The sequence below is a fragment of the Acinetobacter sp. HA genome (assembly GCF_000264725.1).
GTDB classification, from domain to species: Bacteria; Pseudomonadota; Gammaproteobacteria; order Pseudomonadales; family Moraxellaceae; genus Acinetobacter; species Acinetobacter schindleri.
Map to the genome: position 1 here is coordinate 25,111 of NZ_AJXD01000031.1, position 13,555 is coordinate 38,665.

11 protein-coding genes and 1 pseudogene are annotated in these 13,555 nt (G+C 45.7%); 7 read left to right on the forward strand and 5 right to left on the reverse strand.

Annotated elements, in window-relative coordinates:
- Positions 1 to 4: 4 nt before the first annotated feature.
- The 4 genes and pseudogenes from HADU_RS07390 to HADU_RS07405 all read left to right on the forward strand — a co-directional run bounded on the left by HADU_RS07390 (position 5) and on the right by HADU_RS07405 (position 4,030).
- A complete protein-coding gene (locus HADU_RS07390; protein ID WP_008304925.1) occupies positions 5 to 331 on the forward strand; it encodes a proton-translocating transhydrogenase family protein in 327 nt (108 codons plus the stop codon).
- A pseudogene (locus tag HADU_RS07395) lies at positions 331 to 1,775 on the forward strand (NAD(P)(+) transhydrogenase (Re/Si-specific) subunit beta). Before HADU_RS07390 ends, HADU_RS07395 begins: the two are co-directional and overlap by 1 nt.
- A gap of 290 nt (positions 1,776 to 2,065) precedes the next feature.
- Positions 2,066 to 3,400 (forward strand): ammonium transporter, encoded by a 1,335-nt coding sequence (locus HADU_RS07400; RefSeq protein ID WP_008304926.1) that lies wholly within the window; start codon positions 2,066 to 2,068, stop codon positions 3,398 to 3,400.
- 18 nt (positions 3,401 to 3,418) lie between these two features.
- Positions 3,419 to 4,030: a hypothetical protein gene (locus tag HADU_RS07405; RefSeq protein ID WP_004816039.1), complete on the forward strand. Its 612-nt coding sequence runs from the start codon at positions 3,419 to 3,421 to the stop codon at positions 4,028 to 4,030.
- 75 nt (positions 4,031 to 4,105) lie between these two features.
- Here the strand turns inward: HADU_RS07405 and rsfS are convergent, their stop codons facing one another.
- The 5 genes from rsfS to HADU_RS07430 all read right to left on the reverse strand — a co-directional run bounded on the left by rsfS (position 4,106) and on the right by HADU_RS07430 (position 10,018).
- A complete protein-coding gene (gene rsfS, locus HADU_RS07410; protein WP_004816041.1) occupies positions 4,106 to 4,510 on the reverse strand; it encodes a ribosome silencing factor in 405 nt (134 codons plus the stop codon).
- A gap of 88 nt (positions 4,511 to 4,598) precedes the next feature.
- Positions 4,599 to 5,381 carry a hydroxypyruvate isomerase family protein gene (locus HADU_RS07415; protein WP_004816043.1) on the reverse strand — a complete coding sequence of 261 codons (783 nt, stop codon included), beginning with the start codon at positions 5,379 to 5,381 and terminating at the stop codon, positions 4,599 to 4,601.
- A gap of 45 nt (positions 5,382 to 5,426) precedes the next feature.
- Positions 5,427 to 6,290, reverse strand: a complete 864-nt coding sequence (locus HADU_RS07420; protein ID WP_008304930.1) for an NAD(P)-dependent oxidoreductase — start codon at positions 6,288 to 6,290, stop codon at positions 5,427 to 5,429.
- A gap of 29 nt (positions 6,291 to 6,319) precedes the next feature.
- Positions 6,320 to 7,108, reverse strand: a complete 789-nt coding sequence (locus tag HADU_RS07425) for a crotonase/enoyl-CoA hydratase family protein (RefSeq protein ID WP_008304931.1) — start codon at positions 7,106 to 7,108, stop codon at positions 6,320 to 6,322.
- A 99-nt stretch (positions 7,109 to 7,207) separates the two neighbouring features.
- The gene (locus tag HADU_RS07430; protein ID WP_008304933.1) at positions 7,208 to 10,018 is read right to left on the reverse strand and encodes an ATP-binding protein; all 2,811 of its coding nucleotides are present in this window, start codon (positions 10,016 to 10,018) and stop codon (positions 7,208 to 7,210) included.
- A 368-nt stretch (positions 10,019 to 10,386) separates the two neighbouring features.
- Here HADU_RS07430 and cysM point away from each other — a divergent pair, with 368 nt between their 5' ends.
- The 3 genes from cysM to rlmD are packed head-to-tail and all read left to right on the forward strand — an operon-like array spanning position 10,387 to position 13,536.
- Positions 10,387 to 11,316, forward strand: a complete 930-nt coding sequence (cysM, locus tag HADU_RS07435; protein WP_004891398.1) for a cysteine synthase CysM — start codon at positions 10,387 to 10,389, stop codon at positions 11,314 to 11,316.
- 18 nt (positions 11,317 to 11,334) lie between these two features.
- A complete protein-coding gene (locus HADU_RS07440; protein WP_008304936.1) occupies positions 11,335 to 12,153 on the forward strand; it encodes a 3'-5' exonuclease in 819 nt (272 codons plus the stop codon).
- Between the two features lie 6 nt (positions 12,154 to 12,159).
- Positions 12,160 to 13,536, forward strand: a complete 1,377-nt coding sequence (gene rlmD / locus HADU_RS07445) for a 23S rRNA (uracil(1939)-C(5))-methyltransferase RlmD (RefSeq protein ID WP_008304938.1) — start codon at positions 12,160 to 12,162, stop codon at positions 13,534 to 13,536.
- The last annotated feature ends 19 nt before the right edge of the window (positions 13,537 to 13,555 follow it).

A 13,555-nucleotide genomic window follows, 5' to 3' on the forward strand; every position in this document is an offset into this window, starting at 1 on the left:
ACTCATGGTTGAAACTATTACGATTTTTGTCCTTGCCATCTTTGTAGGCTACTACGTGGTATGGGGCGTGACTCCAGCTTTGCATACGCCGTTGATGGCAGTAACCAATGCACTTTCTTCGATCATTATCGTGGGTGCGATGATTCAGACTGTTGGTTTACCAATAGTCGGCGTTGAAGGTAACGTAGACTTCCAGACCATTAACGTGGTGAGCGTACTTGGCGCAATTGCAGTATTCCTGGCGAGCATTAACATTTTCGGTGGCTTTGCCGTGACTGCACGTATGCTGGAAATGTTCAAACCAAAACAAAAGAAAAAGAGGGCTAATTGATGGAATTCATTCGTGAATATGCAAATTGGTTCTATTTGATTGGTGCCATTCTCTTTATCTTGACGCTACGTGGTTTGTCAGGTCCTAAAACAGCAATTGCAGGTAACCGCTACGGTATGCTTGCCATGGCGATTGCGGTATTGACGACTTTCTTTGTCGCAGAAAATCCGGTGATCTGGATGATTCTTGGCGCAATGGTGCTTGGTGCGATCGTCGGTATTGCCCGTGCGAAAACTGTACCTATGACTCAAATGCCTGAAACTGTCGCGCTGATGCACTCTCTGGTAGGTTTGTCCGCGGTTTTGATTGCTATTGCTGCGATTATCCATAACAACAAGTTAATCGAATTGGGTCCAGACCTTTTAGCTGCAAATGGGGTAACTTTCCATGAAATGAGCAAAGTGCATTTGTTCGAACTCTTCGTGGGTTGTTTCGTCGGTGCGATTACTTTTACTGCCTCTGTATTTGCTTACGGTAAACTGGCTGCGAAGAAATGGGCAAAAACCATTTCAGGTGCTTGGGTAAAACCAGTTCAGGCATTGATCTTTATCGCAATGCTGGCAGCAGGGATTCACTTCTTCCTGACTGGTAACATGACATCCTTCTGGGCAATGACCGGTCTTGCACTGGTATTCGGTTGGGTATGGATTGCACCAGTCGGTGGCGGTGATATGCCAGTTGTGGTATCGCTTCTGAACTCCTTCTCTGGTTGGGCAGCTGCAGGTATTGGTTTTACCTTAGAAATAACATGCTGATCGTTGCTGGTTCGCTGGTGGGTTCTTCAGGTGCAATTCTGTCTTATATCATGTGTAAAGCGATGAACCGTTCGATCATCAACGTTCTGTTCGGTGGTACGATGGGCGGAACCGCAACAGCAACAGCGGGTGCAGGCGAGCAGGTACAACGTAATCATCGCTCAGGTTCTGCAGATGATGCTGGCTTCCTGATGTCGAATGCAGACAGTGTAGTCATTGTACCCGGTTATGGTATGGCGCAAGGCCGTGCACAGAATGCGGTGAAAGAGTTGGCGAACTTGTTAAAAGAGCAGGGTGTGACTGTACGTTTCGCGATTCACCCGGTTGCAGGTCGTATGCCTGGTCATATGAACGTATTGCTGGCTGAAGCTGACGTGCCATATGAAGACATTCTGGAAATGGATGAGATCAACTCTGACTTCCCGGCAACAGATGTAGTACTGGTAATCGGTGCGAATGACGTGGTTAACCCGGCGGCCAAAGACGATCCAAGCTCACCAATTTACGGTATGCCAATTCTGGAAGCGCACAAGGCACGTACGATTTTGGTGATCAAGCGTTCTATGGCAACAGGGTATGCTGGTTTAGACAATGACCTGTTCTATAACGATAAGACCATGATGATCTTTGGTGATGCCAAGAAAGTTGTGGAAGATATGACCAAAGCCATTAATGGTACGGGTCACTAATTCCTAAAATCTTCTTCCAGATCCTCTTTTGTAAAAGAAAGGTCGAGATGAATTAAAAGATTTAGAAAAAAACCACCTTCGGGTGGTTTTTTATTTTTGCTCTTATTTTTTATACACCACAGTTAATTGATATTTGATCGCAGATAAATATTTATCTTGTGAATTAGGAATTATTTATTTGTGAAAATTTGATAGGTTTATCATTAAATTGCTTCTTCAAATAATTTTAAAATTCATAAATTGTATGGCATTGTTCTTGCTATTCCTTCATTAAGAGCTAGGGGGATTACATGACAAAAATAAAATATTTAGGGTTTTTACTGGGGCTACTGAGTTTACCTATCTATGCAGCTGAACCAGCAGAAATGGTAAAAAATATCCAGGAAATCCGGATATCGCTGGACAGTGTCTGGGTGGTGATGGGCGGTATTCTGGTGTTCTTCATGCAGGCAGGTTTTGCACTGATTGAGAGCGGATCAGTCAGAAGTAAAAATAGTGTGAATGTTTTAATGAAAAATTATATGGATGCCTGTCTTGGAGGGCTGGTTTTCTGGCTGATAGGTTTTGGGCTTATGTTCGGGATTAATCATACCGGGTGGTTTGGTAGCTCACATTTTGCACCGGATAATTTAGATAGCTGGAGCTGGAATTTACTCTTCTTCCAAATGATGTTTGCCGCAACAGCAACCACCATTGCCAGTGGTGCCATGGCAGAGCGTATTCATTTTGTCGCCTATGTGGTGAGTGCCGCTTTTGTGAGTGGCTTAATTTATCCAGTTTTTGGCAGTTGGGCGTGGGGGAGTCTATTTGAGGGTGAAGGCTGGCTCAAAGCCATGGGCTTTATTGATTTTGCTGGTTCAACTGTAGTGCATTCGATTGGTGGCTGGGTTGCTTTGGCGGGCATTATTGTATTGGGTCCACGTATAGGGCGTTTTGGCCGCAATGGCCAAGTGCACTATTTACCCGGCCATAATCTGCCTTTAATTGCCTTAGGTGGTTTTATTTTGTGGTTAGCCTGGTTTGGCTTCAATGCCGCTTCCACAGTTAATGCCGATGTCAGCATTGGGCGGATTGCTTTAAATACCCATCTCGCAGCGTGTGCGGCGGCAGTGGCTTATATGCTGTTTGCCCTGGTACGACGTAAAGCAATTTTAATAAGGACTACGATTAATGCTTCCTTAGGTGGGCTAGTGGGGATTACAGCGGGTTGCGCCACAATGAGTCCTATGTTTGCTGTTATAACCGGACTGGTAGCAGGGTTGCTGGTTAGTGTATTGCCAGCACTACTCGAGAAAATGCGTATTGATGATGTGGTGGATGCTGTCACTGTACATGGCTTTTGTGGTGCTTGGGGGACGCTAGCTGCGGGTATCTTTTATGAAAGTAAAATGTTTGATAGCAGCATTATTGCTGTTCAGGCAGTAGGCGTTGGTGCCGGATTTGCCTGGGGCTTCGGGGTGGCATTTATTGTATTTAAAGTGCTGCATATTATTTTAGGTGGTTTACGTGTGAGTGCACAGCACGAGCAGCGTGGTCTGGACTATACCGAGCATGCTGAACTGTCTTATCCAGAATTCCAGCGAGATGTAACTTTCGATACGGATCACATCACCAAACGACATTAATGGACAGGAGGGTATAACATGAATGCAGAAGTGCTCAATCTAGAACAGCGCCGCCAGGCTATTCAGCGTGGGCTACAGCATTATTTTCAAGGACCTCACCTGGAACAGATCGTAGGATATTGGGAACAGGAATATAGCGGGCAGCCTGCTTTTGTACTGAATCGCTTTCTTAGCGAGATTTGTACTACAGAAGAGCTTAAGCAGAACCGGAAAGATATGCTTAAACAGGTACTGCATGAACTGACCATTCTGGAAAAAAGTGAATGGATCGAGTCTGAAGATACAGAGGCAGTATCTCTGAATCAGAAAGCACAGTACCAGGCTTATATTGAGTTTGGAGAATCAGTTCTTGATCAGGTCAAGCTAGAAGATCAGAAAGACTTTTATAGGGAGCTGGCACAGCAACTGGTACAAGACCGGATTTTGTTCCAGGAAACTAGTCAGAAATTGCAGAAAAGTGCGGATTTGCTGAGCTATGTATCTTCAAAACTTTATGCACAAGCCATTACCAGTCTATATCAGGTATTCTGTGACTTCTATGGCCCACAACGTAGTGATCAGGTCTATGCTCAGGCCAAGAATTTGATCAAACAAAAATACCCAGAAGCTAATTTACAGCAACTCCTTTGAATCTTTTCGGTTAAAGTTTATTTTGAGCCAATAAAAAAAAGCGGCCTCCATGGGCCGCTTTTTTAAGAATCTGTTTTATGCCACTGAATCTGCAGGAGCATTGCTCCACAGGCTTTCTAGGTCATAGAATTTACGCGCTGTAGGAAGCATGCAGTGAACCACTACATATCCGAGGTCTAGGAGAATCCATTCAGCATCACGTTCGCCTTCGATGCCAAGTGGACGGAAGCCAGCTTTACGTGCTTCTTCAGCAACATTGTTGGCAAGAGATTTGATGTGACGGGTAGAGGTACCGCTGGCAATGACCATGGCATCAGCAACATTGCTCATACCGCTGACATCAAGCACAACAACTTCTTTGGCCTTTACATCTTCAAGTGCAGCATGCACAACTTTCAAGCAGTCTTGTACAGTCTGTAAGTGTGAATTCATAGTAAGATCGTGAGAATTAGAAGCGCTGGGCGATGGTTCTAAATTCATGGGGGATATAATTTCCTAACAATTATGCATGATCTAATATAGCGGTTTTGCCCCGAAATTTCAAATCAGCACATTGTTCGGTTTGTAATCAATCTGCAAAATATCGGGTCTTCCAGCCAAAAGACGCTGCTGAATGCTTCAGCGGGCGATATTCTGCTGCCACATAGCCTTGATATTGGCTATTCTCTAACCATTGAAAAATCTCGACATAATTGACAATAGCTGTACCCGGTTCATGTCGTCCTGGACAGTCTGCAAATTGAATGTGTCCAATTGTGTCAATATTCTCTTTTAAAGCTTCAAATACATCTTCACCCATCATCGCCATATGGTAACAGTCATATTGCATCTTTAAGGCTGGATGTTGGACTGCTTCGAGCATTTCCTGTGCTTGAGCTACATTTTGCACCAGGAAGCGTGGCATGTCGGTCCCATTGATCATCTCAAAGACTGGCTGAATATTATGATCTGCCAACATCGAACAGGCCATTTTCAGATTATCTGCCAATGTATTCAGGCAAGGTAACAGGTCACTATCCAGCGGCTGTTTACCTGCCAGAATATTGACGCTCGGTACTTTCAGTGCGGTTGCATATGTAATCGCTTGTTGCATCGCTTGATGAAATTCAATCTCCTTGCCGGGTATACCTGCCAGTCCATGACCGCCTTGCATCAGGTCACCTGCCGGGACATTGATCAGGCATAAACTCAGCTGATGCGCTGTCAACTGTGCCTGAATCTGCTCGATAGTTAGTTCATAAGGAAACTGGATTTCTACATGGTCAAAACCATGCTCACGGGCAAGGGCAAAACGCTGCAGCAGAGGGACTTCCGTAAAAATCATGGAAAGGTTGACTGCGAATTTTAACATCTGAAGCTCCTTGCACTAAATATGGAAATAATCGTGAAAATGAAGTTATTGAACGTGCTGAATGACAGTCGCTAGATCCGTTTCGCTATAGCCATTCTCTTGATGAGCCTTGAGCTGAGATAAAGCTTGAGAAGCAACCGGAATATTTAGCGCATGTGCTGCTGCAAGCTGTACTGCATTATTGAGGTCTTTGGACAAGGTCTGAACTTTCCATTGCACCGGTTTAAAGGTCTGGGCGGCCATACGCGGTGCCAGAATCTGAAACGGTTTTGAATCCGCGAAACCACCGGCCAACGCTGGGGCAAGCAGGGTGGTATCTACTCCTGCACGTCCAGCCAGTGCCACAGCTTCGGCAATCAGCGTACTATTTGCCGCGACAATTAGCTGGTTACAGATTTTCGTCGCTTGTCCTGTACCTGAGTCACCCATGCGAGTCACACGTTGGGAGAGGACTTGGTAAATTGCAGCTAAAGAAGAAATAGTCTGTTCATCACCGCCGGCAAAGATCACAAGACTGCCTTGTTCAGCACCGGCAGTACCGCCAGAAACTGGGGAATCAATCCAGATCACCTGTTGGGTCTGCGCACGTTGTGCCAGTTCCAACGTCTGCTGCACAGATAAACTGGAGAAATCTACAATCACCTGTTGTGCAACCAGATAAGGCTCAATCTGTTTATACACTGCTTTAACGGCTAAATCGTCCGCCAGACAGATGAGAACTACCGGGTAATTTGCAATCTGCTCAAGCTGCAATAGCTGTGCACCTTGAGCAATCAATGCATCACAAGCAGAAGCGGTACGGTTCCAGACAGCAACTTCAAAGCCTGCCTGAATCAGCCGGCTGGCCATACGGCTACCCATCAGGCCCATACCGAGAAATGCGATTTTAGTGGTTTGATCAAACTGCATGATGCTATCCGATATCTACTGAGATGATCTTATGAATACTGGCGAGGCTGGAACTGGACTTCTGGATTTTTGTCTTTTTTGCGTGCCAACTGGCTGTTTTTGCCGAGGAGTAATTTTAACTGCCAGATTTTTTCCATACGTAAGGATTTGTTTGGTCGATGTTCCATAGCATCCAGCACATATTTAGACGCCATTAAAGCATCTGGAGAACGCTGCAACATTTCTTCAGCCAAGGCTTGTGCTTTTGCTAGAGGTTGCTCATCTACATGAGTAATCAGGCCGATCTGCTTGGCATAGTTACCGTCAAAAATACGCGCGGTCAGTGTCAGTTCTTTGGCTAGATCCAGACTTATTAAGCCTTTTAACGAGCGGCTCAGCCCCATATCCGGTACTAAGCCCCAACGGCTTTCCATAATTGACATTTGAGTCTGTGGATGAGCAATCCGAATATCTGCTGCCAGTGCCAGCTGCATGCCTGCACCAAAACAATAGCCTTCCAAAGCTGCAATCACGGGAACCGGTAATTCTTGCCAGATCAAAAATGCTTTCTGAAATAGGCTTTGACCCGGACGCAGCAGTTCCCAGGCTGCATAGGCACGATTTTTGGGATTATTTAAATCAGCAAGATCAATCCCGGCACTAAAGACCTGTGCTTCACCTGTCAGGATGACACAGCGGATACTTTTATCCTTTTTGATCGTGTTGGCGGTTGCAACAAGTTCACGCAATAGCGCAAAACTCATGGCATTACGTTTGTCCGGACGGTTTAAACTCACCGTGGCAATTCCATTATTTTTTTCTAAACGAACCAGTGACATGGCTAAACCCTTCATTTTTATTGCTCTGAGCATAGCATGTGCGTTAGATCACGTGCATGACACTTAAGTCACGCTTTGTGATTATCCTTAACTTGCGCATTAGATCATATGCTTATTTAGCACCTGTTGTGCAGCTTGTTCCACCTGGTCAATGCCTGCTTTAAGCTCATCGAGGCGTTTCATCACCTCTTGGACAAAGGCTTCATCAGCTTTGCGGCGTTCTTTACGTAGGGTAGAAACAAACTGTTCAAAACTGCCAGTCAGCTGTTGCAGGTTCGGCGTACCCACATAACGGGTCGCGCCGTAGAGCCGGTGCAGTACATGTTCCAGTTGTGGAAAATCTTCCAGTTCAATCAGCTGTTCTATTTCACTGAGTTCAGTTTCAAAACTGTCGACCAGCATTCTCAACAGATCTACGGCCAGATCTTCTTTATTGGCAGCCAGTTGCAGACTTTGCTGCCAGTCCAGAATATTGCTATCCAGAGCATCAATGACATTCGCACGTTCTAGCATGGGTGCCTTGCGGAAATTTTCCGTGGTCCATTGAGTCAGAATCTGGATGATCTGTTCAATCTGAATGGGCTTGGTGACATAGTCATCCATGCCACCCTGTAGTAATTTCTGCTTTTCATCAGACAGGGCATGTGCAGTCAGGGCAATAATCGGCAAACGTCGATGGTTTTCAAAGGTGGATTCCAGCGAGCGGATGGCACGGGTCGTATCCATGCCGGACATTACCGGCATCTGAATATCCATAAATACCAGATCAAATGCACTTAAACCTTCTTCATGACGTTTCTGGATAATATCAATCGCTTCCTGACCGCTGGTGGCCTTGGTTGTGGTGACATTCAGTTCACCCAATAGTGCTTCAAGGACGATCAGGTTGGGTAAATGGTCATCGACTGCCAATATATGCAGCCCTTGACCATTGAAGTCTTCATGAGTTTCTTGGTCGAATACAGGCTGGTTATTCAGGAGTTGAATCAGTGCACTACGGCTAAGTGGCTGGTAGAGCGCACGGGCACGATATTCATTCAGCATGTTTGGATCAAGCTGCATCTGATAGCCATAGACTGCCAGATTGCCATGATAACGCGCACGAATTTCCTGTAGCAGGGCCTGACTGTCGCCGCTATGATCAACGATTAGCCAGGTATTTTCAGTCGTGGTTTTTAGATGATTCAGACGGCTAAACAGATCCAGAATCGAAGCACACTCGGTATGCTTCACGTTATAGTTTTCCAGATAATGACGCAGTACATTCGCCGTCGCTGGATGTGCCAGATAAGAGACCACAGTCAGATTGTTAAAGTCTGGGTGTTCGATCACATCATCTTCATCGACCAGGAACTGGGCGGTAAACCAGAAGGTTGACCCTTTCTCGGTTGGGGCGCGTTCCTGGTTATCTTCAAAGCCGATCTGGCCATGCATCAGACTGACCAGCTGTTTGGAAATCGCCAGACCTAATCCAGTGCCACCAAACTGACGTGTAACTGAGGTATCGCCTTGAGAGAAGGATTCAAACAGCTTCTTGCGGTCAGTACCGCTGAGGCCGATACCACTATCCTGTACGCTAAAATGCAGCAGACATTGCCCGATATCATCGTGTTCCATTCGTACCCGCACGATGATTTCACCGTCCGGCGTAAACTTGATCGCATTGGAAATCAGATTAGTCAGAATCTGCTTAAAGCGCAGTGCATCACCATTGACGCATTTTGGTACATTGTCGGCATAGTAGAAGGCCATATCAATATGCTTCTGCGCTGCCAGTGGCGAGAGCATGTCCATTACATCAAAAATCGCTTCTTCCAGATCAAACAGCGCCGTTTCGAGTTCTAGTTTACCGGCATCAATCTTGGAAAAATCTAGCACGTCATTGATCAGGGCCAGCAGATGCGCCGATGATTTACGGATGGTTTGTAAATACAGACTCTGCTCATTACTTAAATTACCCTGACGCAGCAGCAAATGAATAAAGCCATCAATACTGTTTAATGGGGTGCGTAATTCATGTGAAATATTGGCTAAAAATACTGACTTGGCCTGATTGGCAGAAATCGCCTGGTCACGGGCCTGACGGTAGGTGATGTTCTGCACTTCGAGAGTGTCGAGGGTGCGGCGCAAGTCATCTTCGGTCTGTTCAGTATGTTCGCGCAGTTCCAGAAAACTGAAATGCAGCCGTTTTACCACATTGGCAATATCGCGCTGTAACAGGCGCAGTTCACCAGTACTGTTGATGACCATATGCTGATCCAAAGTATCCGCATTCAGGCGTTGTAACTGCATGCGAATTTCATACATCGGCGCAATCCAGCGGCGCGAGTAGAAATTCAGACACAATAAAAGTAGCAACAAAGTCAACAGGCCGGTAGCAATCAATACGATCATCACGCGGTAGCGGGCAATTTCGAGGGGCTGATTGTCCAGCTCAATCGCAAGCCAGCCCGGACTGCCCGTATTGTCATTAATGCGAACCGCAAAAATGTGATTATTCTGATTGACAATCGGGCCAACAAAACTAGCTTCCAGCTTGAACTTTGGCCAAGGTGCCTGGTCCTGAAAACCAATACCGAGGCGGTTTTTGCCTTGAGGATCCAGAATTGCAGCACGAACCAGATGCTTTTCATTGAGCATGTTTTGCATGGCATTGCGTGCCTGTTCATACTGCCAGGGGGAGTAATTGACAATATCCAGCGCAGATTCAGAAGTGGCCTGAAAACGGGTCAGAATGGCAATCGCCATCTGTTTTTGCTGGGCACGGGCTGCATTGGAGGTTTCTGTCAAAACCAGTGCTGCACCCACACAAGCCAAAATTGTAATTGGCACAAAGATCAGGGCAATCAACTGGCCATAGGCATGATTTAAGTGTAGGCGTTTAAACAGCTTTTTATTGATATTTGACATGATTCAAGCAGTGTTTTCCTTATGCTCCGCATATTAGCACGCTTTAAATCTTCAGTTAAAATTTCATCAAGATTTTTCGCAATACCAAATCAAACAGACTTTTTAAGAATAAATCTGGATATGAAAAAAATTCAAATAGATAACGTATAAAATGCTAAGAAATGAAAGCCTTTAAATCTGAAATTGACCTGAGAAATATTGAAATAACAGCGTTTAATTTACAAATAAACTACTGACAGAAAAATGTTTTTTAATTTTTAGACAATGCTGCACGAGTTTTAATCGGTTTTCTGAAAAAGACTGGCTAAATGGGTGCAGGGAAATGCAAATTTTCATACAATAGCCGCACCTCGACATAGGTGCAAATAATGAGTAATACAACCCCTGATTTTCAAGCAGACGAATTTTTACTGGACTACTATGTAGGCAAAACGCCACTGGTACGTCTACAGCGTCTGGCAAATCACACTCAAGCGACAGTGTTAGCAAAGCTCGAAGGCAACAATCCTGCAGGTTCGGTGAAAGATCGTCCGGCCTATAACATGATCATGCAGGCGGAAAAGCGTGGTCAGATCAAGCCGGGTGACACCCTGATTGAGGCGACGAGTGGAAATACAGGGATTGCATTGGCGATGGTTGCGGCAATGCGCGGCTACAAAATGAAGCTGATCATGCCGAATAACATGAGTCAGGAACGTAAGGATGCGATGCGTGCTTACGGGGCCGAACTGATTGAAGTGACCAAAGAGCAAGGCATGGAAGGTGCACGTGATCTGGCACTGCAAATGCAAAACGAAGGCAAAGGCCTGGTCCTAAACCAGTTTGGTAATCCGGACAATGTTGAAGCGCATTATCTGACCACTGGTCCGGAAATCTGGCAGCAAACGGGTGGCAAGATCACTCACTTTGTCAGCTCGATGGGTACGACCGGTACTATTATGGGGGTATCTAAATACCTGAAAGAGATGAATCCAGATATTCAGATTGTTGGTTTACAACCTTCTGACGGTTCAAGTATTGCGGGGATCCGCCGCTGGCCAGAAGAGTATCTGCCAACCATTTTCGACCGTAGCCGTGTGGATCGTATTATCGATATTCCACAAATTGAAGCTGAAAAAACCATGCGCAAGCTGGCACAAAAAGAAGGGATCAGTGCTGGAACTTCTTCCGGTGGTGCAGTCTGGGCATCGATCAAGCTGGCAGAAGAAAATCCAGGTGCCGTAATCGTGTGCATTATTTGTGACCGTGGTGACCGTTATCTGTCTACAGGTTTATTCTCTGTACAAGATCCTGAATAATTCCTGAGTAATCAATTTATGCGCTTGCCTGTTTTAACGTTTGATATTGAAACCCAGACCGATCTTAAGTCAGGCGCACATCTGTTTGGCCTGGACCTGCCGGAACAAAGCCTGGATCAGGCCCTGACCAAACTGCGTCGTCAGGAATCGGGTTCTGACTTTCAGCGTCTGCCGTTACATGAAATTGTCTGTATTTCCGGACTGTGGATTGATGAGCAGGGCATGAAACTGTTTTCCTTTAGCCGGGAACAGAATTCAGAAGCTGAAATTTTACGAAAATTTTTATCGATTTTTGATAAGCGTCATCCAACCCTAGTGAGTTGGAATGGTTCACAATTTGATCTGCCCGTGATTCTTTACCGGGCCATGTACCATGGTTTGTCTGCGCCAAGTCTGTTTGATCAGGGCGAAATTGATACGCAAAAGCGCTATAATAACTATCAGAACCGCTACCATCAGCGTCATGTCGATTTGATGGATGTGATGGCCATGTTTCATGCCCGTCATTTCCAGAAACTGGATGACGTTGCGCATTTGCTCGGTTATCCAGGCAAGCGTGGCGATGGTGGCTACCATGTGCCTGAATATGTGCGTAATCAGGAATGGGACAAGCTCACCAGCTATTGTGAAGGTGATGTCCTGAATACCTGGCTAGTCTATATTCGCTGGCTGTTGTTAAAAGGACAGTTATTGCTGCCTGATTATCAACATCTGTTACAAAGCACGATCCAGTATTTGCAAACGCAACCGCAGCATGCGGACTTTTTATCGGTCTGGCGTGAAACGTCACGACGGACTGAATTTACTCAATTTGATTTTCCCATCTCCACACATTAGGTTTTCATGAAACATCGAGCTCAACCACGGCCCAAGCAGCAACCCGAATACATCTTCCAGGTTGAGTCACTATCGCACGAGGGGCGTGGCATTGCTCACTATGGTTCACATCCGGACCATCCAGCGGACAAGCACGGTAAAAAAGTTTTTATTCGTTATGCACTGCCCGGTGAAACAGTGCGTGCCCGAATCACCCGTGAAGTGAAAAAGCTGGAAGAAGCTGACTCGCTTGAATTGTTGAGTGAAGCATCAGAAATTCGCATACAGCCCCCTTGTCCACATTTTGGGATTTGTGGTGGCTGCAATATGCAGCATATCGCTCCGGATGCACAGATTGAACTTAAACAGAATGTGCTGAAATCGCATCTGCAACATTTTGCCGGGATTCAGCCGGATGAATGGCTAGCGCCATTGCGTTCACAGCGCGAAGATTACCGTCGTAAAGCCCGTATTGGCGTACGCTATTTACCTGGTAAAGACAAGCTGGTGGTGGGATTCCGTGAAAGCCAAAGTAACAAGCTGACTTCGATTGATCGCTGCATGATTCTGGATCAGGAGTTTGGCTCGGTTACACGTCTTAAACAATTGCTCCAAAGTCTAAATGGTAAGGCTGACGTTGGTCATATAGAATTGGCCATGGGTGATCAGGAAATCGCATTAGTAGTTCGTGAAACTGCACAATTACCTGAACAGGATGTCAACCAATTACGCGAATTTGCGTTACAGAAGGGGTGGCAGCTTTATATTCAGCCAGCAGGTCAAAACCAACTGACGCGTATTGATCAACCGCAATTGCCTGCGCGGCTGCATTACCGTCTGGATGATTTTGATGTTGAGTTTGGCTTTGATCCGCTAGATTTTACCCAGGTCAATTCCACAGTAAACCCGCAGATGATACGTCTGGCATGTGATTTGCTACGACTACAACCAGGAGAGCGTGTTCTGGATCTGTTTTGCGGATTAGGAAACTTTTCCTTGCCATTGGCGCGCTGTGTTGGTGCGAGTGGAAGCGTCGTAGGGGTTGAGGGTAGTGAAGAAATGGTGCAACGTGGTGCGGAAAATGCCAAAATAAATGGTATTGCACAACTTTCATTCCATTCGCAGGATTTAACCCAGGATTTTTCGCATCATTCTTGGGCAAATCAGGGTTTTGATGCATTACTAATTGATCCGCCTCGTTCAGGCGCAGAAGAAGTGATGCAATATATTCCTAAGTTTGGTGCAAAAAGAATCGTTTATGTATCATGTAACCCGGCAACTCTAGCCAGAGATGCTGGATTGCTGGTACAACAGGGGTATCGTCTGAGCAGGGCCGGTGTGATGGATATGTTCACACATACGGGCCATGTTGAGTCGATTGCCTTGTTCGAAAAAGAAAATTAAATAAACGATTAAAGAGATG

What these genes read in the sequence shown, in the direction of transcription:
- HADU_RS07390 (WP_008304925.1), top strand. Translation starts at nt 5, where the DNA reads ATGGTTGAAACTATTACGATTTTTGTCCTTGCCATCTTTGTAGGCTAC.
- HADU_RS07400 (WP_008304926.1), top strand. Translation starts at nt 2,066, where the DNA reads ATGACAAAAATAAAATATTTAGGGTTTTTACTGGGGCTACTGAGTTTA.
- HADU_RS07405 (WP_004816039.1), top strand. Translation starts at nt 3,419, where the DNA reads ATGAATGCAGAAGTGCTCAATCTAGAACAGCGCCGCCAGGCTATTCAG.
- rsfS (WP_004816041.1), bottom strand. Translation starts at nt 4,510, where the DNA reads ATGAATTTAGAACCATCGCCCAGCGCTTCTAATTCTCACGATCTTACT.
- HADU_RS07415 (WP_004816043.1), bottom strand. Translation starts at nt 5,381, where the DNA reads ATGTTAAAATTCGCAGTCAACCTTTCCATGATTTTTACGGAAGTCCCT.
- HADU_RS07420 (WP_008304930.1), bottom strand. Translation starts at nt 6,290, where the DNA reads ATGCAGTTTGATCAAACCACTAAAATCGCATTTCTCGGTATGGGCCTG.
- HADU_RS07425 (WP_008304931.1), bottom strand. Translation starts at nt 7,108, where the DNA reads ATGTCACTGGTTCGTTTAGAAAAAAATAATGGAATTGCCACGGTGAGT.
- HADU_RS07430 (WP_008304933.1), bottom strand. Translation starts at nt 10,018, where the DNA reads ATGTCAAATATCAATAAAAAGCTGTTTAAACGCCTACACTTAAATCAT.
- cysM (WP_004891398.1), top strand. Translation starts at nt 10,387, where the DNA reads ATGAGTAATACAACCCCTGATTTTCAAGCAGACGAATTTTTACTGGAC.
- HADU_RS07440 (WP_008304936.1), top strand. Translation starts at nt 11,335, where the DNA reads ATGCGCTTGCCTGTTTTAACGTTTGATATTGAAACCCAGACCGATCTT.
- rlmD (WP_008304938.1), top strand. Translation starts at nt 12,160, where the DNA reads ATGAAACATCGAGCTCAACCACGGCCCAAGCAGCAACCCGAATACATC.